The sequence below is a fragment of the Dysgonomonas sp. Marseille-P4677 genome (assembly GCF_016652235.1).
GTDB lineage: Bacteria > Bacteroidota > Bacteroidia > Bacteroidales > Dysgonomonadaceae > Dysgonomonas.
Genome location: NZ_JAEPKU010000001.1, coordinates 156105 through 180438, shown reverse-complemented (window position 1 = coordinate 180438; position 24334 = coordinate 156105). Strand labels below are relative to the sequence as shown.

Genomic DNA, 24334 nt, shown 5'->3' with positions numbered 1-24334 from the left:
CAACTCTATACAGCTAAATAAAACATTATAAATTAGAACCTAAATGATTACGACGCGACAAAAACAAAAGAATATGCGACAAAATTAATCCTGGTACAACAATTCCAAATAAATAGAAGATGATTTCATTGAATAATAACTCATCCTATCAATAAATTTGTTTTGTGCATTTATTACATGAATACTGGTGTGATGGTATAAATACCATCGTGTATTTAAACTATGTTTAGAGGGGCATATCGATTGGTCTGAAGTGCTTTTTAGGCTATAGGCTATAGAGTTACTGTTTTTTAATATACTTATTAAGTCTTATTATGGAATCAGTCTTAATCATCCTTTCAAAGATTAACCTAAATCTCTGTAATGATCTATTAAGTTCCTTTTATATTTTTTTGAAAGATACAAAAGGAATTGATAAAAATACACAACAATTAAAAGATTAAAATAATAACTAACAAAGAATCCATGAAACTTTTTTTACCGCTAATCTTACTTTTTTGTTTTTTAATAACACCTTCCTCCGTTCGCTCTCAAGATGCTGTAATTACAAGTCCCAACAAAGATATAAATATGAAAATATTTATCGAGAATGGAACACTGTTGTATACTGTAAATTATAAGGATGCGGTGATTCTTGAAAAATCACCCTTAGGATTACAAACAAACGAAGGTGATTTCACTACTTCCCTATCGTTTGTTGAGAAATCGGAAAATAAAATAAGTAAAACATATACACAAGATAAAATTAAACGTTCAAAGGTAAACTATGAAGCGAATACACTGAAATATACCTTTCAGAATGGGAAAGGACAAAAGATGTCTGTTCTTTTCCAAATAAGTAATAATGATATTGCTTTCCGATACGAACTTCCTGCATGGGGTGATCGTAGGGCATGTGTAGTAGTGGAAGAAATCACAGGCTTTCGTTTTCCTTCATACACGACTGCATTCCTATCTTATATGATGGGCCCAATGGGAGCTTTTGCCCGGACTTCCCCTAGTTACGAATCCGGTTATCAGGTTGACGTTCCTATCGGAAATACCAAGTCTAATACAGGTTATGTATTCCCGGGACTGTTCAAGGTAGGAGAAAATGGTTGGGCTTTACTTTCCGAAACAGGAGTAAGTAGCTTATATTGCGCCTCACATTTAAGTGCTTATAAAGAGGGCCTCTATACTGTCGAATATCCAAATCAGAAGGAAAACAATGGGTTTGGGAGTGTTGGTGCCCAGCTAAGCTTGCCTGGTGCTACACCATGGCGTACAATTACAGTAGGTAAAGAATTGAAACCAATCGTAGAAACGACTATTCCTTTTGATGTAGTAGAACCATTATATGAACCAATAAAGAAGTATAAGCATGGTAGAGGAACCTGGAGTTGGATCGTATGGCAGGATAATAGTATGAATTGGGATGATCAGGTAAAATATATTGATTTGGCATCTGAAATGGGATATGAATATATTTTAATAGATGCGTTATGGGATACTAATATCGGCCATGATAAGATGGTGAAACTGATTGAATATGCCAATTCTAAAAATGTAGATATTTTCCTATGGTATAATTCTAACGGTGGTTTTAATGACGCTCCTCAAGGTCCAAGAAATAAAATGAGCACATCAGTAGAGCGTAAGAAAGAGATGAAATGGCTAAAAGATGCAGGAGTTAAAGGTTTGAAAGTCGATTTTTTCGGTGGAGATAAACAAGAAACAATGCGCTTGTATGAAGATATACTCTCCGATGCTAACGATTACGGATTGATGATTATTTTTCATGGCTGTACCCTTCCTCGTGGCTGGGAGCGCATGTATCCAAATTATGTTGGAAGCGAAGCGGTGCTGGCTTCCGAAATGTTGATTTTTTCCGAAGGAGTGAGAAATGATGAAGCTTTTTATGCTTCTCTTCATCCTTTTATCCGCAACACTGTCGGTTCTATGGAGTTTGGTGGCGTTTTATTAAATAAATACCTTAATAAAGGAAATAAAGAGGGACAAAAGCGCCAGACTACAGATGCTTTTCAATTAGCGACTGCCATACTTTTCCAAAATCCGGTACAGATGTTCGCTCTTACACCCAATAATCTTTTCGATACGAAAGATTTTGTAATTGATTTTATGAAAAAAGTTCCCACCACATGGGATGAAACATTGTATATTGATGGGTATCCTGGAAAATATACGGTGATAGCTCGGCGACACGGCGATCATTGGTATATTGCAGGTGTAAATGCAGAGAAAGAACCTATAAATCTGAAGTTAGAATTACCTATGTATGCTGCGACGAAAGCGCAGCTCATTAGTGACGATAAGAAACAAGAAATTATACAGAAAGAAGTGAATATAAATAAAAATGGAATACTGGAAGTAACCCTTCAGCCACGAGGCGGATTTGTATTATCAAAGTAAAAAATAAATAGATATGAAAACTCATTTAATATTTTTGCCACTACTCGTTCAAATATTACTTAACTTGCCTATTGTCAGCTTTGCTCAGAACCCTCTTATTCAAACTAAATATACAGCCGATCCCGCTCCAATGGTTTACAATGATACTGTATTTCTTTATACCACTCATGATGAGGATGATGCTGAAGGGTTTAAGATGTTGGACTGGTTGCTGTATTCTTCTACTGATATGGTAAACTGGACTGATCATGGAATAGTGGCAACCTTAAAAGACTTTAAGTGGGCAACACGCGATAATGGAGCTTGGGCACAACAATGTATCGAGCGAAACGGAAAGTTCTATATGTATTGTCCCCTACACGGTCAAGGAATTGGTGTACTTGTAGCTGATACTCCTTATGGTCCATTTAAAGATCCTATAAACAAACCACTTGTATGGCAAAAAGAGCATTGGGACGATATTGACCCTTCTGTGTTCATTGACGACGACGGCCAGGCTTATATGTATTGGGGAAATCCAAATGTTTACTATGTAAAACTCAATGAGGATATGATATCGTATTCAGGCGATATCGTGAAGTTGGAAAATAAGCCTGAACATTACCAGGAGGGTCCTTGGGTATATAAAAGAAATGGGCATTATTATATGGCATTTGCCTCTACTTGCTGTCCAGAGGGAATAGGTTATGCTATGAGCGGTTCGCCAACGGGGCCGTGGACAACTAAAGGACATATCATGAAGCCAACTCACCGTAGCCGGGGAAATCATCCCGGTATTATCGACTATAAGGGTAGTTCTTATGTTTTCGGATTAAGTTATGACTTAATGCATCTGGAAACCTTTAAACATCACGAACGGAGATCGTCTATGGCTGCAAAAATGCTTTATAATACAGATGGGACTATTCAAGAGGTTCCTTATTGGGCGGAGACAATTTTGGAACAAATCGAACCATTCGACCCTTACCGCCGTGTAGAGGCTGAAACTATGGCATGGGGTTACGGTCTGAAAACGGAAAAGATGCCTGATGGTAGAATTTGTTTGACGAATATTGATAATAATGAATCTTTATGCCTCCGTGGGGTTGACTTCAAAAAGGGCGGCCGGGAATTTTCTGTCCTAGCAGCATGTAATGTCGATGGAGGTTATATTGAGCTTCGTTTAGGTAGTACTACAGGGAAGCTTATAGGAACATTGCCTGTAACACGTTCGGGAGCTATGGATAGATATAAGCTTTTGTCGTGCCCGATTAAGGAAGCTCAAGGTGTGCATGATCTGTATCTCTGTTTTAAAAGTAATTCTCAAAAAGACAATCTTTTCTTTTTAGATTATTGGGAGTTTAAACAATTATAAATCAGAGTAAAAATTGCTTTTATATTGTTTGTTGATCTTTGTTGTTTCGAGAGAATAATAATCTAAAAGAACAGAAAGGCTGTTACAACCATACAAAATAGATGCTTGGATGCAGGACGCAACCGAACCTGAGAATAATAACTTACAACATAGATAGATAAATAACGATTAAACGCCGAGAGAAATGTATCGTAATGTTTATCCACTTTATATCAGCAAAACTATACATAAGGAACTGCGTAAAAATGGCCCTAAAAAGAAGAGGCCAACAGCCCTTATAATACAGAAGAGGGGGCCGAATATCTTCCCCCTCTCCTATTTTATTTAAATAACCTTTATCCCTTGATTGAGAAAGCAAATACGGTTTCACTCTTAAATATTTCACCTGGTCTCAGTATCACACTCGGATACTCAGGCTTATTAATGCTATCTGGAAAATGTTGAGTTTCAAAACATACTGCTGCCCGTGAAGGGTAACGATGTCCATGCTTTCCTTCCAAATTTCCTGTCATCCAATTCCCTGTATACATCTGCACTCCAGGCTCAGTGGTCAACACATCCATTTGTATACCGGTTTTAGGAGAATAACATTCTATTGCAAGATTACATCCACCGTCAAATTTATCTAAAACCATTGTATGATCATATCCCTTCCCAAAATGGAGCTGCTCAAAATCATCTTCTATGCGCTCCCCTATAGTATGAGGAGTTGTAAAATCGAACGGAGTACCTTTCACTTCTTCCGCCTTACCATAAGGTATAGCAGTATTATCTGTAGGCAAATATTTAGAAGCATGCATCACTAGTACATGGTCGTTGATACTAGGATCACCTTCGCCCGATAGATTAAAATAAGAATGATTTGTCAAATTAATAATTGTGGCCTTATCAGTTTTTGCCTCATAGTTTATCTTCAATGCATTCTCATTTGTCAGGCAATAAGTAATTGTCACATCAAGGTTTCCGGGAAAACCTTCTTCACCATCTTTTGATGTATAAGAAAGCTCTAGAGTTTGCGAATCCACTTGCTTTGCATCCCACACAACCGAATTAAAGCCTTTCAACCCTCCATGAAGATTATTTGGTCCATTATTTACAGCCAGTTTGTATACTACGCCATCTAATGTAAATTGACCGTTAGCTATACGGTTTGCCGTACGTCCACACACAGCTCCAAAATACGGCTCTTCCGAATTGAGGTATTCATCAAGACTACTCTGGCCTAAAACGACATCCGTCAATTTGCCATTCTTATCCGGAACAGACAAAGAAACTATTTTTGCACCGCAATTGATTACAGTAACTTCCGCTCCTTTATCATTTGTGAGAACATACATGTGCACTTCTTTGTTATCTACTTTACCTGAGAAGTTTGCAGGATTCAATCCTGACTTAGTAAGGGTTGTTTGCATGATATTTTATCTGGTTTATATTAGTTTATATATTAACAAGAAGATTAAATGTTAAGCGCAAATATACAATAATATTTTAAGGGGTATAAAAGTAATTCGGATAGTTGCAAAGATTTAATTATTAAAAAAAACAAAAATAGTATCGAAAGATGTATTTATTTTGTTCCTTTGCAGCGAATTTGGGTGTTTTATATCCATATGTAAAACTATCTAAATTGTCTTAATTGGAATATGTCTGATAAACGTCAAGTAAAAACGGTATCATTATTTACAGCAGGGGTAATCACTACAATCAGTATCACTCTTGTACTTTTCTTATTGGGACTTACGATCTTGGTCGCATTTACAGGAAAAGGACTCGCGTCCTACGTTAAAGAAAACATTGGAATATCCATTGAGCTGACCGGAAATCTGGATGCCGCCGCTATTCAGAGAACAAAAGCTAAAATAGAGGCGAATCCTTATGTAAAATCGACTATATACATCAGTAAAGAAGAAGTAAAGAAGCAATTAATTGAAGACTTGGGAGGTGACCCTGAAGAAGTTTTAGGTTATGATCCTTCGCGAAGTTACTTTGATGTATTTATCAAGTCGGAATATGTAAATACGGATAGCATAAAGAAGGTAGAAGCCAGCTTCAAAGAGTTTAAATTAACTAAAGGACTTTCTTTTAAAGAAGAAGATATAGCCAAAGCGAATGAAAACTTATCTAAAGTCGGCTCCATCCTCCTTCTCCTTGCAGTGATACTTATTGTCATTTCATTTACATTAATTAGAAATACTATACAATTAAATATCTACTCAAAACGTTTTCTTATCAATACGATGAGACTGGTAGGCGCTACTAATGGTTTTATTCGGAGACCTTTTATATTTAGCACAGTCATATCCGGCATCTTAGCTGCTATTCTGGCTAACGTCGCAATAACAGGTGTTATTTATTACTTTACACGAGAATATCCGGAATTGATATCTATTGTAAAAATGTATGAACTGTTGGTTGTATATGGAATTGTTTTAGTTTCAGGAATCATTATCACAGTATTAGCAACTATATCGGCAGTTAATAGGTATTTAAAAATGACAACAAATAAACTTTATCACGTATAAATCATTATGGATAAGAAAAATTTTGCTTTTAGTAAACAAAACTATATTATTTGCGCGGCTTCGGTAATCCTCATTATCGTTGGATTCATTTTAATGACAGGACCGGCGACTACAGTTGAAGGAGGTTTCGAACCTGACATCTTTAGTACCAAGAGAATTGTAGTAGCACCAATGGTTTGTTTTGCAGGGTTCCTTCTTATGATTGTGGGCATATTATTCCCTCGTAAGAAAGAATTGGCTGAAGAGAAAAAAGAGCGCACTAACTAAACAAAACACATAATCAAGGATGAGTATTATTGAAGCAATTATCATTGCTATTGTAGAGGGACTTACAGAGTTTCTGCCGGTATCTTCGACAGGACATATGATTATCGCCCAGAGTCTGTTGGGCATAGAAAGCAATGAATTTGTAAAAGCATTCACTGTTATTATTCAGTTTGGAGCTATTCTTTCGGTAATTGTATTATATTGGAATCGATTCTTTAGATTAAATAAGGACATTCCCGAATCGGCAAAAGGAAAACTGATCGATACAATTTTTTATAAGTACGAATTTTATTGGAAGCTGCTCGCCGGATTTATACCTGCAGCTATCTTAGGCTTTCTTTTCAACGACGTAATAGATGAATTACTCGAGAGTGTGCTGGTTGTAGCCATCATGCTAGTATTGGGTGGTATTCTCATGCTATTTGTAGACAAGTGGTTCAGCAGACCCGAAGAAGGGCCTCAGAATATAACATATAAGAACGCATTTATTATCGGTTTTTATCAATGTATAGCTATGATACCGGGGGTCTCCCGATCAATGGCCACAATCGTAGGAGGTATGAGCAGAGGGTTGAGCCGTAAGAATGCTGCTGAATTCTCATTTTTTCTGGCCGTTCCTACTATGGCGGCCGCAACAGGATACAAACTCCTGAAGTTGATAATGTCCGATACAGGCTTTGACTTGTTGAAAGATAATATTGGAGTATTAATAATAGGTAATGTTGTTGCTTTTATAGTCGCATTACTTGCTATCAAGTTCTTTATTGGATTTGTTACAAAGTATGGCTTTAAACTTTTCGGGTGGTATCGTATTATTGTGGGAGGTATCCTATTAGCATTATTGCTTACTGGACATGAATTAGCGATCATATAATGGATTTTATATCAGGAGAAGTTTTATATATAAATAAGCCACTTAATTGGACTTCATTTACTTTAGTCAGAAGATTGAGAAATAAGCTTTGTCGTAAACTTGGCGTAAAGAAACTAAAAGTAGGACATGCCGGGACACTTGATCCTCTTGCAACCGGAGTAATGATTATATGCACCGGAAAAAAAACAAAATTGATTGAGACATTTCAATATCAGACAAAAGAATACATTGCGACCATAAAATTAGGAGAAACAACACCATCTTTTGATCTTGAAACTGAAATAGATGGGACATATCCCACAGAGCATATAACGAAAGAACTGGTCGAAAAAACATTAGTTCAATTCATAGGTGAGATCCAACAGGTTCCTCCTACTTATTCTGCTTGTAAAGTGGACGGAAAGAGAGCTTATGAGTTTGCTAGAGAGGGCCAGGATGTTGAACTAAAACCTAAATTACTGGCAATAGACGAAATAGAACTATTAGATTATGCCTTCCCTCAAGTAAAGATCAGAGTGGTATGTAGTAAGGGCACCTATATCAGAGCCTTAGCGCGCGACATTGGATTAGCTTTGGGCTCGGGTGGGCATTTAACAGCATTGGAACGGACTCGCATTGGCGATGTTACATTAGATCAATGCATTGATGGAGCGCAAATAGAAGAATTTGTAGAAGCTTTAATCCTTTAGACTTCTAATTAACCAGCCTACAAATTAGATTGGTTATAAAGAATTGAATAAGAATATAAACAAATTAAAATATTAAATATGAAACTTTCCCAATTCAAATTTGACTTGCCTGATGAACTGATCGCCTCTCATCCTGCTAAGAACAGGGATGAATCCCGTATGTTGGTTGTCAACCGTAAGACTGGTGAAATTGAACATAAGGTCTTTAAGGATATCCTTGATTATTTCGACAATAAAGATATATTTATCTTTAACGACACAAAGGTCTTCCCAGCCCGTTTGTATGGAAATAAGGAGAAAACCGGTGCTACTATTGAGGTATTCTTACTAAGAGAGCTCAACGAGGAATTTCATCTTTGGGACGTATTAGTCGATCCGGCTCGTAAAATTCGTATCGGAAATAAACTATATTTCGGTGATGATGATTCTATGGTTGCTGAAGTAATTGATAACACCACATCTCGTGGACGTACACTGCGCTTTCTTTATGATGGCCCTAGCGAGGAATTCAGAAAAGCTCTTTATGCTTTGGGTGAAACGCCGATTCCAAAATATCTGAATAGATCTGAAGAAGCTGATGATAAAGAACGTTATCAAACCATTTTTGCTAAAAACGAAGGAGCTGTTGTTGCTCCAGCAGCAGGATTGCATTTTAGCCGCGAACTGTTGAAACGTATGGAAATTAAAGGTGTCGATTTTGCGTATATTACGCTTCACTCAGGCTTAGGTAATTACAGGGATATCGATGTTGAAGATCTGACCAAACATAAAATGGATTCGGAGCAACTACAGATAACAGAGGAAGCAACAATGCTCGTTAATAAAGCAAAAGACGGCGGTCATCGTGTATGCGCAGTAGGAACTTCTGTAATGAGAGCAATTGAAACTATTGTAAGTACAGATGGACATCTCAAAACAAACAATGGTTGGACAAATAAATTTATCTTCCCTCCATACGATTTTGGCATAGCTGACTCCATGGTTACTAATTTCCATTTACCACAATCTACATTATTGATGATGACTGCTGCATTTGGCGGATACGATCGTATAATGGATATATATGAGCTGGCTGTGAAAGAGAAGTATCGTTTTGGTACATATGGTGATGCAATGTTGATAATATAAATGTTACTAGATAAAGAAATTTCATACGATGTATTCTTAGGCTTGGGATCCAATATAGGAGACAGAGGCGAGAATCTTGATCATGCTATAAATGAGATAGAAGAGCGGATTGGTGAGGTTATCACCACTTCCGCTTTTTATGTTACAGAACCTGTCGGATTTGAATCAGAAAATAATTTCTTGAATGCAGTATGTGAGGTGAAGACAAAGCTTCGCCCAATGGAACTTTTACAAAGGACACAAGAAATAGAAAAAAAGATGGGGCGTGTAAGCAAGTCTGATAATGAAGGCTACGCAGATCGTATAATAGATATAGATATACTACTATTCGATGATAAGATTTATTCTAACGAAAAATTGACACTTCCCCATCCACATTTGCACGAGCGAGCATTTGTATTATTACCCCTGGCCGAAATAGCTGGAACATACATACACCCCGTACTAAACAAATCTATAGACCAGTTAAAAAAAGAGTTGGGAGTATAGATTTATATCAATCTCAATCAGGAGAATCCACGCCCATGCAACATACCATAGTAATATAAAGGCTTTAACATATTAACTTTCAATTGCCATGCCGCAGCTTGCTCTTTCGACATATCGAGAAGCGTGAAAGGAAACGAAGGTTGAGGATTCTTATCATAGTCAAACTCACAGAGTAAGACATGCCCATAGTCTGTAATAATAGGACATGCAGCATAACCATTATATTTTTCAGTAGGACTCTTCCCTTCCATTAAAGAGATCAGGTTCATTGCTGCCACAGGAACTTGCTTACGTATTGCCGCCGATGTTTTACTGGTTGGGATTCCGGCACAATCACCAAGACATACAACATTTGAATACGTTTTATGTACCAGAGTTTCTTTATCTACCATCACCCAGCCTTCAGCCGCTAATTTGCCTTCCGTCCACGAAAAACCCGAATTACGAACAAAATCCGGAGCCGACATAGGAGGAGTAAAATGTAAAAATTCATAATCCTCTATGATTGGAGTAACTATCTTTTCCTCTCCCACTGTCTCTATATTCTCCATATAAACGCGTTTTGCTACCGTATCGATTCCTTTCAAACGTGTATTAAGAGTTATATCTACATTGCGTTCTTTATAGATTTCGAGTAGTCTGGGAACATAATACGGAACATCATAGAGAGCTTTTTCTGCTGTGTAGTAGTTGATAATAGCTTTCTCTCTAGTATTCTGTTTACGGGTATAATGCTCCGTCAAAAGACATATTTTTTTAGGTGCGCCACCACATTTATGTTTCGTATATGTATCGGTAAAAATAGCCTTACCTCCTGTCTCAGAAAATTTCTGAATGGCAGCCCATGTTTTGATAGCCCCATCAAAATCATAAATTGAATGGGCATTTCCTTCTCCCAACGTCTCTTTAGTTATACCCTCTGTCTTATCCCAATTTATTTGTAGACCAGGTGTCAACACTAGAAAATCATACGAAATATTACCATTTGCCTCGGTCATTATCTGATTAGATACAGGATTCACTTCTTTGACTGTATCTTTGACCCATTTTATGTTATCAGGAACACAATCCTCTTGTTTTTTCCATACTTGATCAGCTTCATAGACTCCCGATGCAACCAAGGTGAAGCCAGGCTGATAATATTGCCGATCGGAAGGATCTATAAGCGTTATATCCGGCTCCTCGAGCCAACGATCCAACAAAGCAGCCATACTAAGACCGGCAGCTCCCCCTCCTATAATAACTATTTTACCTTTTGCTTTACTTGAAAATTCTGTTAGTTTGTGTATACCGGCTGCTGCTATAATACCAACTGCACTTGTTGCTCCTGCAATTTTAATAAATTTTCTACGCGTAATTTTCTTCTTATCAGACATTCTGAATTAGTTTTAACATGGTTAATAGGTCAATAACTGCTTAAAAAGCGAGAAGTTTTAGTTAAGAAATAAAGTGATCTTGAATCGAACGATGAAGAACGGGCACCTCTCATGGCAAATATAATACTCTTTTCCGAAACTTTTTACAAGTTACAGCATAGAGTTTTCAAGAAACTAGCTCACTTAAATAAATCTGTAAAAGTAATAAAATCCCTCATCCTACAAACCCATCTGATTACTAAGACATTCATTGTGTCTACTCAATTATTATCTATAATAGATATAAATAATCAATTCTTAACAAATAGGAATGAATACAGTTGCTCGACTATAAGTTGTCGCCAACCTAAAATTGATTTAATGTAAGAAATATTTATTGTTCGTTTTCAGAATGTGAAAAATAGGCAGGAAAACAAACTACACTCTCGTTATGATACCTATCAGATGCCGTAACAAAATAATAATATCCAAATTCACCAATACTAACTGGAAATGAATAGCTATTACTTCGCAATCCGCTTATTAATATATTATAAGGATTTCTGATATCAATATCTTCCGATGAATAGGCGTAGACAGTGTAAGTATAATCCTCATTATCTTGAGGAGCATCCCACTTGATATTCAAATTACCGGCATTATCTTTATATACTTGTAAATTTATTGGTGAATTAGGAGCTTCGTTATCAAGCCAGGTAAGGGGTGGTAATTTAGCCGGAGCCGAATAATAAGTATGAATAGAGTCCTTAATTCCTTTCAGATTATTGAGTATATTCCCTGTTCTAAAATAAGCTACTCCCGAAACCTTATTATCTCGTATATATTTCATCTGTTCGATAATATCTTGCAATGACCAGTTCTGCTCATCCATCTGATACACCCCCAACCCAGGGACCACGATTCGTCCATTACTATTAGCTACCCAATCATCTACGAAGGGATAAAATCTATGTTCGCGATAATACATCATTGGGAAAACGAGATCATGCTTACCACTTTTCATCCAATGTCCAGCATCTTGAAAAACGGTTTCATATGCTGTCCAGCCATCATTTGGAGCCACATCTTGTAATACCCTATATCTTCCTAATGGAGAGCTGCTTATTTGCACCCATTTTTTTATCGCCTTTACTTTGTCATAGACTTCAGTAACTAATTGCGTTATATTATCACGCCGCCAGTCATAAAGGCTTTTACCATTTCCATATTTTTTATAAGTATCATCATCAGGAAACTTCCTAGTATTGCTTGGATAACGTATATAATCGAAATGAATGCCATCCACATCATAATTAGAAACGATTTCGTTGACTATTGAGGTGATTAATTCTCTCGACTCCGGCCTTCCAGGATCAAGATACCATGTACCATTTACTTCTTTATAATAGTTCGGTTTATTATTAATTACAGTACTCTTTCGTCTTTTACCTTTACCTGTATATTTTATTTTAGCTTTATCCATAGGATAAGTAATAAGCCAAGCATGACATTCCATACCTCTTTTGTGGCATTCTTCAATAGCAAATGCCAAAGGGTCGAAATTATCTGAATGGTTGAAGTATTCGCTAAGAGGCTCAAACTTTGATCTGTAAAACACACGTCCTTGTGCTCTTGTTTGAAAAAGCACCAGATTAAAGTTCTCTTTTTGTAATTGATCTAATATTTTTTGTAATTCCTCTTTTTGTTTACTTACACTAGTCCCCTGAGTAGGCCAGTCTAAGCCCCAATTTGTTGTTAACCATGCTGCTCTGACCTCAACAGAGGGAACTTGGGCAAAAGATAGGATGGAAAAAAGAAAGAATGCTGTTATAAATAATAATCTCATATATTATAATCCACTAAAATTGACCTCACTAAATAGGAGGGATGGCAATCTCCATGGAGAACTATTACGTGGATCGTTCCCTACATCTATGAGATTTTCCCATAATGTAAGTATGTTTCCTGTAATATTCATTTCACTGATAGGAGTTGTTGCAATACCATTTTCGATCAAAAAACCTTCTACTCCAAAGGAAAAATCCCCGGTTGTCGAATTACTGTTACCTCCATTAAATCCGGTAACCCAGATCCCCTTTTGTATAGAATGTAACAACTCATCATGATTTTTGTTCCCTTGTGCGGTCTGAATTATGGATGGGGAAGCAATTGTCGGCATAACATCCATCTTTAAAGAATTGTAGGTATCTATAAAATAAGTTTTCAATACACCTTTTTCTATGATAGCACGTTCTTTAGTAGCAACACCCTCTCCATCAAACCATCTCGCACCAAAAGCACGATTAAGATGAGGTGTATCAGTAACTGTAAGCTTATCAGATGCGATTTTTTCTCCTAACTTATTTAGTAAAAAAGAATTCTTCTGCTGAAGAGCTGTTCCATAGATAGCACTTATTATAGGAGAAAATAATCGGGATGAAGTTGTATTATCCAACAACAAATCATACCTCCCCGACTTTATTTTTGTCTGTCCAATCTTTCTCAGAGCACGCTCTAAAGCTTTCTTTCCAATACCATTTTTCTTCAGGTCATCCCAATATATCGCACTATCAAACCAGTAAGATTCTGAACGGGCATCTCCATTTGTTTTGAGAGCAACTTCAACCGTTAGATTAAATGCAGAATCATAACTTTCTGCCTCAAAACCATTGCTGGCAATCATATACTCAGCACCTACACCATCATCATACGCAGACGAAATAGAGATTATCCGTTCATCTGATTCATATATCTCCTCAACAGCCTGCCGTGCAATATACAGTTTCTGATCCGTAGATATATTGTCAAATGATTGGTCGTACAGATCTAAATCCGACCCATTGCCTTTGTAATATCTGTCTGCATTGGGTAGTTGACGAAATATATCTGGCGATAAGTACTTCGTTGAAGCTATACCTTCTTTAATAAAAGCTTCAAGTCCATTTTTATCAATGCGGTTAGTTGAGAACGTTCCATATCTGCCATCAACAAACAATTCTATATACAGCTTATTTTCCGAGCTTTGATGCAACTTGTCCAATTGAGTATTACGATACTCGAAGGAATTATTATTTCCTGTAATAATAGAAACCCGTGCTGACTGACAGCCATTCTGTAAGGCCAGTTTCATCGCCCATTGGGCAATATCTTTATGATGTTCAGTAATCATTTATTCTCCTCCAACAGTTAATTTACTGACTAATACCGAAGGTAATCCTTGTCCGACAGGAACACCTTGTCCGTCTTTTCCACAGGTCCATGCACCTTCATCTATCTTCAGGTTGTTGCCTACCATTGTAATATCGGCTAATGCCTGCGGCCCATTTCCTATAATATTTATATCCTTGATCGGCTGAGTGAGTTTCCCATTTTCAATAAGATAACCCGTTTTTACAAAAAATGTAAAGTCTCCTGCACCTATTTGTACTTGCCCATTTGTAAAATTATCCACATAGACACCTTGTTTAACAGACGCAATAATATCCATTTCAGGAATATCACCCTGTTCCATATAGGTTACACGCATACGGGGAAGCGGAGCATAGCGAAACGACTGACGGCGACCATTCCCTGTTGGAGCTACTCCATAGTGTTTCGCACTGATACGGTCATGTAAATAACTCTCAAGTATACCATCTTTTACAATATATGTTTTTTGGCTTTCCACCCCTTCGTCATCAAAATTGATTGCTCCGCGAGCAAACTCAATTGTGCCATCGTCTACTATATTTATATTAGATGAGCATATCTTTTTACCGAATTGATCTGAAAATATAGAAATATTCTTACGATTGAAATCAGCTTCGAATGTATGTCCTATTGCCTCATGTAATAAAATACCGGAACTTCCTGCTCCCATTACTACAGACATCTCCCCTCCTTTAGGCTTGATTGCCTCAAACATCAGTGATGTTTGTGCTACAACCTCTTTAGCAATAATTTCGACTAGATTTCCATTCAAAAATTCAAAGCCTTTACGATAAGCACGTGAACAATAACCATTTTCTATTTTGCCATCTTGCTCCATTGTGCATGAGCCCGACATAATGCTCATTGGACGATAATCCCACGTTAGAATACCTTCCAAATTGAAAAAGAGAATATATGAAGTAGAGTCGTTAAGACTTACAGTTGCTTTGACAACACGTGAGTCAAGTTCGAATATCCTGTCATTCAAATTCTGCACAAAGATCTTTTTGTCTGCGACTGATACATCAAGCCATGTTTTTTGTACTTTATAATAGTTATGAAAATACTTCTCCTTAATTTCAACCGAATTATTCGCTTTAGTTGACATCGTTGCAATACTTGCTGCTGTTTGTGCGGCTTTTAGCAAGTCTTTTATATCTGTATTCTCTACATAAGCATAACCAGTTTGGTCACCTGATACCACCCTAACCCCAGCTCCAAAATCGATATTCGACGCAGCACGGTTCACTTCTCCATCTCTTAAAGAAATATTATTACTAAAAGTATGCTCAAAAAAGATATCTGCATAATCCCCTCCTTTACTCAAGGCTTCAGAAATCACTTTTTGTAAATCATCCTCAGTTACAGAAAAGTGCTGTAATATATTCTGTCTATTAATTTTATCTATCATAGCTTTTCGGCGACTTCCATTTTTTTAAATTTATTAATCTGCCATATAAACATTGCAGCTGTCAATAATGTTGCTAATCCATCTGCAGTTGGTAACGAATACCACACACCATCCAGATCAAAAAACTCGGGTAATATAAACAATGCGGGTATTAGCAGAAGAAATTGACGAGTTAAACTCAGAAATATAGACTTAGCTGCCATTCCTATACATTGAAAAAAGTTTGTTACTACTATCTGAAACCCAACGAGAGGTAGCATCATTGTAATAATACGCAATGCTTTAGCTGACTCTACAGCTAAAGGAGGTGATGGATTAAATGGCAACACTACAAATTTTGGTAATAATAATCCTATCGCTAGCCCTACACTGCCAATTATCACACCTACCTTAATAGTGTAATTAAGAGTTTCCTTCACACGATTTACCTTGCCTGCACCATAGTTATACCCCACAATGGGTTGCATACCTTGTGTCAGTCCAACAAGTATCATAATAATAATCATTACTAAAGTATTTGCTATAGCGAAGGCCTCTATCGCAATATTTCCACCGAATAATTTTAAACGGGAATTGATTATAAAAGCTACCGCTGAAGCTGCGACCTGTATAAAAAACGGTGACAATCCAATACTTGCAATCGCCCATACTATTTTAGGATTAAGTCTTATATTTCTTTTACGAAGACGCAACATGCTATTCTGATTCATGAAATGATACATAACAAAGCATAACCCTATAAACATGGATATAATTGTTGCAATCGCAGCTCCTTTAATACCCCATTCCAGTACAAATATAAATATCGGTGCAATAATAATGTTTGCAACAACCCCTATGAGCATAGTATACATGGCCTTTGTTGGATATCCCGAAGCTCTCATCATACTATTGAAATTAAAGCACATAGTAAGAAAAATATTCCCCGGTAAATAATATAAAAGAAATTCTTTAGCATAAGGAAAAGTTTCTTCGGTTGCCCCTATTTGCATAAGAATAGTATCCAGAAACATAAAAAGAATCGTCACGAGGGTACCTGTAAGTATCAGTGTCATAAGGAAAGAGTTTCCAATAATTTTCTCGGCAGTATCCTTATCTCCTCTTCCCAGACAAATCGAAATTCGACTTGCAGAACCTGCACCAACCAACATCCCTACAGCCGCTGTAAGATTCATTATAGGCAGAACAATACCTAAACCACCTATAGCATGATCCCCCAAATTGGGGCCATGGCCTATATAAATACGATCTATAATATTATACAATGCATTGACCATTGTTCCCACAATAGCCGGTAATGCATATTGCCAAAGTAGTTTACTTATTTTTTTATTCTCTAATTCATCTATATTTGCAGTCTTTAGCATTCGAGTTTCTTCTAAACAGTTAAGGAGTGTAGCCCTCCCATCTTTTGAAGGTGCAAAGATACAACATATATTGCTACTTTTTTGAACAAAACATTTCAATGTTACGTATATCAATCAAAGTCTAATTGTTAAAACCAGACTTATCCTCTAACATTCTATGTTATTAAAACAGAAGTAAGATACTGATTTGTCATTATATTTTCTAACTTTGCGAGGTTATTCTTATATGAACCGAATTTTATTTTTAAAATATTAAATCTGTAAGATAGATTGATAATGAATATATTGGAATTAAGCGAACAGGAAGTTTTTCGCAGACAGAGTTTAGAGGAATTAAGAACATTGGGTATAGAGCCTTATCCGGCAGCGTTATATGACGTAAATGCATATTCAAAAGAGATAAAGGAAAACTTTAAAGATGGGGAAGACCGCCGTCCCGTTACTATAGCCGGTCGTATTATGGGCCGTCGCATTATGGGTAAAGCTTCGTTTGTGGAGTTGCAAGACTCTGAAGGACGGATACAAGTATACATATCCCGCGACGATCTATGTCCCGAAGAAAATAAAGAACTTTATAATACAGTATTCAAAAAATTACTTGATATAGGTGATTTCATTGGCATCAAAGGGTTTGTATTCCGTACTCAAATGGGTGAAATCTCTGTTCATGCAGAAGAACTAACAGTTTTGGGCAAATCTCTACGCCCACTTCCAGTAGTAAAGGTTAAAGATGGTGTTACTTATGATGGATTTACCGATCCGGAGCAACGCTATCGCCAACGCTATGTTGACCTTGTTGTGAATGAAGGCGTGAAAGACACTTTCATTAAACGCACAAAGGTTTTTAATTCTATGCGTGATTTTTTAAACGGACATGGTTATATAGAAGTAGATACACCTGTATTACAAAGTATTCCGGGTGGGGCCACAGCGCGTCCATTTATCACCCATCATAATGCATTGGATATTCCTTTGTACCTACGCATTGCAAATGAGCTATATTTGAAGCGCTTGATCGTAGGGGGCTTTGATGGTGTGTATGAGTTTTCCCGTAATTTCCGGAATGAAGGTATGGACAGAACTCACAATCCTGAGTTTACCGTTATGGAATTTTATGCTGCATATAAAGATTACAACTGGATGATGGATTTCACCGAAAAAATGTTGGAGAAAATCTGTACAGATGTGCACGGTACTACACAGGTAAAGATGGGCAATAACGTAATTGATTATAAGGCTCCTTATCCACGTGTTACTATGATAGATTCCATCAAACATTTTACCGGTATCGATATAAGTGGCATGAATGAAGATCAATTGCGAGACGTATGTAAACAACTAGAAATAGAACAAGATGCGACAATGGGCAAAGGTAAACTCATAGACGCTATCTTCGGAGAAAAATGTGAGGGCAATTACATTCAGCCTACATTTATAATCGATTATCCGATAGAAATGTCGCCGTTAACTAAAAAGCATCGTGACAATCCGGAACTTACAGAACGTTTCGAACTTATGGTAAACGGGAAAGAACTGGCAAATGCTTATTCGGAATTGAATGACCCGATAGATCAACGCGCCCGCTTCGAAGACCAACTGGCACTTTCCGAAAAGGGTGATGATGAAGCAATGTTTATCGATCAGGATTTTTTACGTGCATTGGAGTACGGCATGCCTCCAACAAGTGGTATTGGTATAGGAATGGATCGTCTTGTTATGTTTATGACTGGGCAGGAAAGCATTCAGGAAGTAATGTTCTTTCCTCAGATGCGCCCGGAAAAAGTAACAAAGAAAGACCCTATAGCTAAATATTCGGAAATAGGAATAGCCGAAGAACTTATTCCTGTTATTCAAAAAGCAGGATATTTTACAATACAGGATATGAAAGATGTAAATCCTCAAAAGATTAGACAAGATATCGGAGAAATTAATAAAAAGTATAAACTGGAGTTGAAATTACCTTCGGTAGAAGATATTGAAAGCTGGGTGGCTAAAATTAATTAATCATCCTTATTTCTAACTAAATTATAAATACATGAGTTTTCCTGGTAAAATAGCTATTTTAGGAGGTGGTACATGGGCAACCGCCCTTGCCAAAATTATGCTTAGTCAAGGTAAGCATATCAATTGGTATATGCGTCGCCCCGAACAAATAGCTGACTTTAAGAAAACGGGACACAATCCATCTTATTTGTCAAATGTTGAATTCAATCTGGATAGAATAACTTTCTATTCCGATATCAACCTGGTGGTTGAAGCCTCAGACACATTGATTTTAGCCGTACCTTCCCCTTTTCTGAAAGGACATCTTGAAAAATTAACAGTAAGCATAAGCGACAAATTTGTAATATCAGCTATTAAAGGTATTATCCCTCCCGAAAACTTACTTGTGACAGACTATCTGACTGAATATTACAACATTCCAGATCAGAATATGGCTATTATTGGCGGTCCATGTCATGCCGAAGAAATAGCCTTAGAGCGCTTGACTTACCCCACAATTGCTTGTAGTGATATAAAAAGGGCTCATGCTATAGCACAAGTATTTAATAACCGCTTCGTTCGGGCCTCGGTTTCTAACGATGTAGCAGGTATTGAATTAGCTGCTGTATTAAAGAATGTATATGCCATAGCGTCAGGCATATGCCACGGATTGAAATACGGTGATAACTTTCAGGCTGTAATCGTATCTAATGCAATATCGGAAATGGAACGTTTTGTCGATATTGTTTGCCCAATCACAAGGCGTATTCAAGATTCAGCATATCTAGGAGACCTCCTCGTTACTTGTTATTCAAGCTTTAGTCGTAATCGCACATTCGGATCTATGATCGGTAAAGGTTATTCGGTAAAAGCAGCACAGATAGAAATGGAAATGATAGCAGAGGGCTATTATGGAACAAAATGTATTAGCGAGATGAATGAGAAATACAATGTGGATATACCGATCGCCGATATGGTATATCGCATATTATATGAAAACTCTTCAGCACGTGAAGAAGTAAAGATATTGAGAGAACAAATATTAAAATAAAATAAAACAATGGATAAGGTTATCAAATTAGACATTAGCAAAACATTAGATTTTATTAGTCAGGCTGATATAAACAGCCAAGCTGCATTGGCAAAAAAATGTAACGAAACCCTGCACAATGGTTCAGGAAAAGGAAATGATTTCCTTGGATGGCTAAACCTCCCATCGTCGATCACCGATGCAGAACTAAAAGATATAGAAGATACAGCTAAAGCTTTACAGGCTAAATGTGAAGTGGTTGTATTGATCGGTATTGGTGGTAGCTATTTAGGATCAAGAGCTGTCATAGATTCTTTGTCTAATGCTTTCGATTGGTTGCAGCGCGACCGCAAGACTCCTGTTATCCTTTATGCAGGCAATAATATAGGAGAAGATTATCTTGTAGAATTACTTGCTTACCTAAAAGGAAAATCTTTCGGTATTGTAAATATTTCTAAATCGGGAACGACTACCGAACCTGCTTTAGCATTCCGTATCCTTAAAGCCGAGTTGGAAAAAACAGTAGGCAAAGAAGAAGCGAAACACCGTATCGTTGCAATTACCGATGCAGCAAGAGGTGCCTTGTTTACTTTAGCGACAAAAGAAGGATACAAAAAATATATTATTCCTGATAACGTGGGCGGACGTTTTTCTGTCCTTACCCCTGTAGGTTTGCTTCCTATTGCTTTGGCAGGGATAAATATTCGTCAATTGGTAGCAGGTGCCGCTTTCATAGAAAAAGAAACAGCTCCAGATGTACCGTTTGAAAAAAATATTGCTGAAATTTATGCAGTTACTCGTAACGAACTATATAAGAATGGTAAGAAAATAGAAATACTAGCCAATTTCAATCCTAAATTACACTATATCGCTGAATGGTGGAAACAGCTTTATGGCGAAAGCGAAGGAAAAGAAAATAAAGGTATTTTCAATGCTGCTGTAGATTTCACAGCCGACCTTCACTCAATGGGACAATGGATACAGGAGGGTGAGCGTTCTATCTTCGAAACAGTGATTTCAGTAACTCAACCAAACGAAACATTGACTGTTCCTACAGACGAAGAAAATCTGGACGGATTAAATTTCCTTGCCGGTAAACGTGTCGATTTCGTTAATAAAATGGCTGAGTTGGGGACTCAAATTGCTCACGTTGACGGTGGTGTTCCGAATATTAAGGTTGAACTTCCTAAATTAGATGAATATAGTATTGGACAATTACTCTACTTCTTCGAAAAAGCCTGCGGTATAAGTGGATATATTTTAAATGTAAATCCATTCGACCAACCGGGAGTAGAAGCTTATAAAAAAAATATGTTTGCTCTTCTTGACAAACCTGGCTTTGAGAAAGAGAGCGAAGCTATTAAGAAAAGATTATAACAAAAGTCTTGAACCGCTAGCTTATAGTTTACAGAAGGCTATAAGCTAGAGTTCTAAGCAAAACAATTAAATATATGGCAGAAAAAAAACACTTGCTCGGTATGACTATGGAAGATTTCTATAGTGTGGTAGGGGAGTGTGGACTACCTAGATTTGCGGCAAAACAACTTGCTGACTGGGTATATAAAAAAAGAATAACATCTATAGAAGAGATGACTAATATTTCTCTGGCCAACAGAACTATATTGGCAGAGAAGTACGATGTTGGCCGATACAATCCTCTTGAATTTCAGGAATCTGTAGACGGAACTGTCAAATATTTATTCAAAACAGAGAACGATAAGCTTATCGAGGCTGTTATGATACCAGAAGACGACAGAGCCACACTTTGTGTGTCTTCGCAAGTTGGCTGTAAAATGAACTGTCTGTTTTGCATGACGGGCAAACAGGGCTTTAACGGAAATCTGACAGCAAATGAAATACTCAATCAGCTATATTCTGTTCGTGAGGCTGAAAAATTGACAAATGTTGTCTTTATGGGAATGGGTGAACCCTTAGACAATTACGAACAATTGAAAAAAACGCTCGAAATAATGACTGCCGATTATGGATTGGCTTGGAGCCCGAAACGGATAACTGTCTCGACAACGGGAGTAACTCCCAAACTAAAACGTTTTCTGGACGAAAGTAATGCTCATTTGGCTATAAGTATTCATAGCCCGGAGAAAGAACAACGCTTGTCTATTATGCCTGCCGAAAAGGCTTTTCCGATAGAAGGAGTAATGGATTTATTAAGACAATATGATTGGACAAAGCAAAGACGATTGTCCTTCGAATATATAATGTTCGATAATTTTAATGATTCTTTGGTATATGCCAAAGAATTGGCTCAGATATTAAGAGGTATCGAATGTCGAGTAAACTTGATCCGTTTCCATGCCATTCCCAATGTAGACCTAAAAACCTCGACTAAGGAAAAAATGGAAGCTTTTAGAGATTTTCTGACAAGCAAAGGTGTAACAAGTACTATACGGGCTTCGCGAGGTGAAGATATATTTGCAGCATGCGGTATGTTATCAACTATGAAAGGGAAGAAAAATGAAAAATAATCAGGCAACATTTAATGGAATACACGATGGAAAGGTAATCCTTTCGCAAGAATTCATTACTCTTTTCCCCAAAATGGCTCGTTTACTGGATAAAGCATATAAGGTAGAGTTTACGCTGAATGGTAATCAACGTTTTCGGCAATACATATGGACAAGAGAAGAAGGTAGTACTGCCGGATGGTTGTGCAAACTAGAACATTGTGTCCCTCAAGGACGAAACATTATACCCGAACATATCTTGCTATCTCAAACTGTAGGTGGAATTATCGATTATTGGCTGACAGATAGTACCAAGGAAGCCAACAGTTTTATAGATGCAAATGAATTTACATTCTCTCTTGTCGATTCCACTATTGGTATTGGAGGCTGGGAAGACAATTATATAAATGAATGTAAAGAGCAGGGGCTAGAACCGTTGAATACATCCGAATTTCTGACTTTTGCACTCGAAGCAAATGGAAATACAACATTTTATAGTCATAAGACAAAGGAGGTCTTTGTCTATCTGCATGATGACTATTCTCCTTTCGAAATTACTCCCCATAAAGGGCATCCTTTATGTACTATTTATCAATATGACAAAGCCAAATCTTTCGTTGAATACGTTGAGATTCTCGCAGAGCAATGGCTACAGGTAATACAATCTGAAAAATAAATTCAATTTATGATAAAAGTAGGAATAACACAAGGTGATATAAACGGGATTGGCTATGAAGTCATCCTTAAAACATTTGCGGATATCCGCATGGCGGAAATTTGTATCCCGGTTATATATGGTTCGGCAAAAGTTGCAGCATACCATCGTAAAGCGATGGAATTGCAGTCTGTTTCTTTTAATCAGATAAATAATGCTGGGGATGCAGTTGTAAATAAAGTGAATATATTGAACTGTATCAGTGAAGATACTAAGGTCGAAATAGGACAATCTACTTCGATAGCAGGGGAATCCGCATTCCAATCTCTTGAAAAAGCAGTTGCCGATCTTAAGGAAGGACGGATAGATGTTTTAGTTACCGCTCCAATTAATAAACACAATATCCAACGTGAAGATTTTCATTTTCCCGGACATACCGAATATCTGGAAGAACGGTTTGGTAGTGATGGAGACAAAAGCCTGATGATATTAGTAAAAGATTCCTTAAGAATAGCTCTAGTTACAGGGCATATACCTCTAGCTGATGTTTCCAAATCACTTACAAAAGAGAAGATAATTGACTCGGCCACACGTTTCGAAAAGAGTTTAAAACGTGACTTCAAAATAGGTAAACCACGCATAGCCATATTATCTTTAAATCCTCATGCTGGCGAAAATGGCTTATTGGGGAATGAAGAGAATGATATTATTATTCCATCTATAAAAGAATTACAAGAAAAGAAAATACTTTGCTTCGGACCTTATCCGGCTGATGGTTTTTTCGGTGCAGGTGAATTCACTAAATTCGATGGTATATTAGCGATGTATCACGACCAAGGCCTTGCTCCATTTAAAACCTTAGCAATGGAAGATGGTGTTAATTTTACAGCTGGATTACCTATCATACGTACTTCACCCGCCCATGGAACTGCTTATGGAATTGCAGGGAAAAACGAGGCTTCAGAAGAATCATTCCGCCAAGCAATATATATGGCAATAGATACATTTGGCAACAGAATCGAATACGATATAGCCCATGCCAATCCATTAAGGAAACTATATATCGAAAGAGGAGGAGATAATGAAGTATTAGATTTGACTAAAGAAGAATAAAATCTTTTTCTAACAACTAAATCACTATTTAGTT

The 24334-nt window shown here is 37.1% G+C and carries 20 protein-coding genes; 14 read left to right on the top strand and 6 right to left on the bottom strand.

Features of this window, described 5'->3' with window-relative positions:
• The first annotated feature begins 465 nt into the window (after positions 1 to 465).
• Both JGH11_RS00825 and JGH11_RS00820 read left to right on the top strand, forming a co-directional pair.
• Positions 466 to 2409, top strand: a complete 1944-nt coding sequence (locus JGH11_RS00825; protein WP_255561515.1) for a glycoside hydrolase family 97 protein — start codon at positions 466 to 468, stop codon at positions 2407 to 2409.
• A gap of 13 nt (positions 2410 to 2422) precedes the next feature.
• Positions 2423 to 3763, top strand: a complete 1341-nt coding sequence (locus JGH11_RS00820) for a glycoside hydrolase family 43 protein (protein WP_201109656.1) — start codon at positions 2423 to 2425, stop codon at positions 3761 to 3763.
• Between the two features lie 335 nt (positions 3764 to 4098).
• Here JGH11_RS00820 and JGH11_RS00815 read toward each other — a convergent pair whose 3' ends face one another.
• Complete coding sequence (locus JGH11_RS00815) at positions 4099 to 5175, bottom strand: aldose epimerase family protein (protein ID WP_201109655.1); 1077 nt, start codon at positions 5173 to 5175, stop codon at positions 4099 to 4101.
• A 231-nt stretch (positions 5176 to 5406) separates the two neighbouring features.
• Here JGH11_RS00815 and JGH11_RS00810 point away from each other — a divergent pair, with 231 nt between their 5' ends.
• From JGH11_RS00810 to folK, 6 genes are all read left to right on the top strand, one after another.
• Positions 5407 to 6285: an ABC transporter permease gene (locus JGH11_RS00810; RefSeq protein WP_201109654.1), complete on the top strand. Its 879-nt coding sequence runs from the start codon at positions 5407 to 5409 to the stop codon at positions 6283 to 6285.
• 6 nt (positions 6286 to 6291) lie between these two features.
• On the top strand, positions 6292 to 6552 hold the full coding sequence (locus JGH11_RS00805; protein WP_201109653.1) for a DUF3098 domain-containing protein: 261 nt from the start codon (positions 6292 to 6294) through the stop codon (positions 6550 to 6552).
• Between the two features lie 19 nt (positions 6553 to 6571).
• Complete coding sequence (locus JGH11_RS00800) at positions 6572 to 7426, top strand: undecaprenyl-diphosphate phosphatase (RefSeq protein WP_201109652.1); 855 nt, start codon at positions 6572 to 6574, stop codon at positions 7424 to 7426.
• Entirely contained in the window at positions 7426 to 8115 is a 690-nt protein-coding gene (truB, locus tag JGH11_RS00795) for a tRNA pseudouridine(55) synthase TruB (RefSeq protein WP_201109651.1), read from the top strand. The genes JGH11_RS00800 and truB overlap by 1 nt, the downstream gene beginning before the upstream one ends.
• 78 nt (positions 8116 to 8193) lie before the next feature.
• Positions 8194 to 9243 (top strand): tRNA preQ1(34) S-adenosylmethionine ribosyltransferase-isomerase QueA, encoded by a 1050-nt coding sequence (gene queA, locus JGH11_RS00790; RefSeq protein WP_201109650.1) that lies wholly within the window; start codon positions 8194 to 8196, stop codon positions 9241 to 9243.
• Positions 9244 to 9732 (top strand): 2-amino-4-hydroxy-6-hydroxymethyldihydropteridine diphosphokinase, encoded by a 489-nt coding sequence (gene folK, locus JGH11_RS00785; RefSeq protein ID WP_201109649.1) that lies wholly within the window; start codon positions 9244 to 9246, stop codon positions 9730 to 9732.
• A gap of 17 nt (positions 9733 to 9749) precedes the next feature.
• On the opposite strand, the gene JGH11_RS00780 is transcribed toward folK, so the two are convergent.
• The 5 genes from JGH11_RS00780 to JGH11_RS00760 form a co-directional block, all read right to left on the bottom strand.
• Entirely contained in the window at positions 9750 to 11108 is a 1359-nt protein-coding gene (locus tag JGH11_RS00780) for an NAD(P)/FAD-dependent oxidoreductase (RefSeq protein WP_201109648.1), read from the bottom strand.
• 373 nt (positions 11109 to 11481) lie between these two features.
• Entirely contained in the window at positions 11482 to 12933 is a 1452-nt protein-coding gene (locus tag JGH11_RS00775) for a glycoside hydrolase family 10 protein (protein WP_201109647.1), read from the bottom strand.
• A gap of 3 nt (positions 12934 to 12936) precedes the next feature.
• Complete coding sequence (locus tag JGH11_RS00770) at positions 12937 to 14256, bottom strand: TldD/PmbA family protein (RefSeq protein WP_201109646.1); 1320 nt, start codon at positions 14254 to 14256, stop codon at positions 12937 to 12939.
• The gene (locus JGH11_RS00765) at positions 14257 to 15687 is read right to left on the bottom strand and encodes a TldD/PmbA family protein (RefSeq protein WP_201109645.1); all 1431 of its coding nucleotides are present in this window, start codon (positions 15685 to 15687) and stop codon (positions 14257 to 14259) included.
• Complete coding sequence (locus JGH11_RS00760) at positions 15684 to 17054, bottom strand: MATE family efflux transporter (protein WP_201109644.1); 1371 nt, start codon at positions 17052 to 17054, stop codon at positions 15684 to 15686. Before JGH11_RS00760 ends, JGH11_RS00765 begins: the two co-directional genes overlap by 4 nt.
• A gap of 276 nt (positions 17055 to 17330) precedes the next feature.
• Here JGH11_RS00760 and lysS point away from each other — a divergent pair, with 276 nt between their 5' ends.
• The 6 genes from lysS (at position 17331) to pdxA (ending at position 24300) form a co-directional block, all read left to right on the top strand.
• Positions 17331 to 19058: a lysine--tRNA ligase gene (lysS, locus tag JGH11_RS00755; RefSeq protein ID WP_201109643.1), complete on the top strand. Its 1728-nt coding sequence runs from the start codon at positions 17331 to 17333 to the stop codon at positions 19056 to 19058.
• Between the two features lie 31 nt (positions 19059 to 19089).
• The gene (locus tag JGH11_RS00750; protein WP_201109642.1) at positions 19090 to 20088 is read left to right on the top strand and encodes an NAD(P)H-dependent glycerol-3-phosphate dehydrogenase; all 999 of its coding nucleotides are present in this window, start codon (positions 19090 to 19092) and stop codon (positions 20086 to 20088) included.
• 9 nt (positions 20089 to 20097) lie between these two features.
• A complete protein-coding gene (locus JGH11_RS00745; RefSeq protein ID WP_201109641.1) occupies positions 20098 to 21444 on the top strand; it encodes a glucose-6-phosphate isomerase in 1347 nt (448 codons plus the stop codon).
• Between the two features lie 74 nt (positions 21445 to 21518).
• On the top strand, positions 21519 to 22553 hold the full coding sequence (rlmN, locus tag JGH11_RS00740) for a 23S rRNA (adenine(2503)-C(2))-methyltransferase RlmN (RefSeq protein ID WP_201109640.1): 1035 nt from the start codon (positions 21519 to 21521) through the stop codon (positions 22551 to 22553).
• The gene (locus JGH11_RS00735) at positions 22543 to 23208 is read left to right on the top strand and encodes a hypothetical protein (protein WP_201109639.1); all 666 of its coding nucleotides are present in this window, start codon (positions 22543 to 22545) and stop codon (positions 23206 to 23208) included. The genes rlmN and JGH11_RS00735 overlap by 11 nt, the downstream gene beginning before the upstream one ends.
• A 9-nt stretch (positions 23209 to 23217) precedes the next feature.
• The gene (pdxA, locus tag JGH11_RS00730; protein ID WP_201109638.1) at positions 23218 to 24300 is read left to right on the top strand and encodes a 4-hydroxythreonine-4-phosphate dehydrogenase PdxA; all 1083 of its coding nucleotides are present in this window, start codon (positions 23218 to 23220) and stop codon (positions 24298 to 24300) included.
• Positions 24301 to 24334: the final 34 nt, after the last annotated feature.

Excerpts from the sequence above, each read along its gene's own strand:
- JGH11_RS00825 (WP_255561515.1), top strand. The coding sequence starts at position 466 with ATGAAACTTTTTTTACCGCTAATCTTACTTTTTTGTTTTTTAATAACA.
- JGH11_RS00820 (WP_201109656.1), top strand. The coding sequence starts at position 2,423 with ATGAAAACTCATTTAATATTTTTGCCACTACTCGTTCAAATATTACTT.
- JGH11_RS00815 (WP_201109655.1), bottom strand. The coding sequence starts at position 5,175 with ATGCAAACAACCCTTACTAAGTCAGGATTGAATCCTGCAAACTTCTCA.
- JGH11_RS00810 (WP_201109654.1), top strand. The coding sequence starts at position 5,407 with ATGTCTGATAAACGTCAAGTAAAAACGGTATCATTATTTACAGCAGGG.
- JGH11_RS00805 (WP_201109653.1), top strand. The coding sequence starts at position 6,292 with ATGGATAAGAAAAATTTTGCTTTTAGTAAACAAAACTATATTATTTGC.
- JGH11_RS00800 (WP_201109652.1), top strand. The coding sequence starts at position 6,572 with ATGAGTATTATTGAAGCAATTATCATTGCTATTGTAGAGGGACTTACA.
- truB (WP_201109651.1), top strand. The coding sequence starts at position 7,426 with ATGGATTTTATATCAGGAGAAGTTTTATATATAAATAAGCCACTTAAT.
- queA (WP_201109650.1), top strand. The coding sequence starts at position 8,194 with ATGAAACTTTCCCAATTCAAATTTGACTTGCCTGATGAACTGATCGCC.
- folK (WP_201109649.1), top strand. The coding sequence starts at position 9,244 with ATGTTACTAGATAAAGAAATTTCATACGATGTATTCTTAGGCTTGGGA.
- JGH11_RS00780 (WP_201109648.1), bottom strand. The coding sequence starts at position 11,108 with ATGTCTGATAAGAAGAAAATTACGCGTAGAAAATTTATTAAAATTGCA.
- JGH11_RS00775 (WP_201109647.1), bottom strand. The coding sequence starts at position 12,933 with ATGAGATTATTATTTATAACAGCATTCTTTCTTTTTTCCATCCTATCT.
- JGH11_RS00770 (WP_201109646.1), bottom strand. The coding sequence starts at position 14,256 with ATGATTACTGAACATCATAAAGATATTGCCCAATGGGCGATGAAACTG.
- JGH11_RS00765 (WP_201109645.1), bottom strand. The coding sequence starts at position 15,687 with ATGATAGATAAAATTAATAGACAGAATATATTACAGCACTTTTCTGTA.
- JGH11_RS00760 (WP_201109644.1), bottom strand. The coding sequence starts at position 17,054 with ATGCTAAAGACTGCAAATATAGATGAATTAGAGAATAAAAAAATAAGT.
- lysS (WP_201109643.1), top strand. The coding sequence starts at position 17,331 with ATGAATATATTGGAATTAAGCGAACAGGAAGTTTTTCGCAGACAGAGT.
- JGH11_RS00750 (WP_201109642.1), top strand. The coding sequence starts at position 19,090 with ATGAGTTTTCCTGGTAAAATAGCTATTTTAGGAGGTGGTACATGGGCA.
- JGH11_RS00745 (WP_201109641.1), top strand. The coding sequence starts at position 20,098 with ATGGATAAGGTTATCAAATTAGACATTAGCAAAACATTAGATTTTATT.
- rlmN (WP_201109640.1), top strand. The coding sequence starts at position 21,519 with ATGGCAGAAAAAAAACACTTGCTCGGTATGACTATGGAAGATTTCTAT.
- JGH11_RS00735 (WP_201109639.1), top strand. The coding sequence starts at position 22,543 with ATGAAAAATAATCAGGCAACATTTAATGGAATACACGATGGAAAGGTA.
- pdxA (WP_201109638.1), top strand. The coding sequence starts at position 23,218 with ATGATAAAAGTAGGAATAACACAAGGTGATATAAACGGGATTGGCTAT.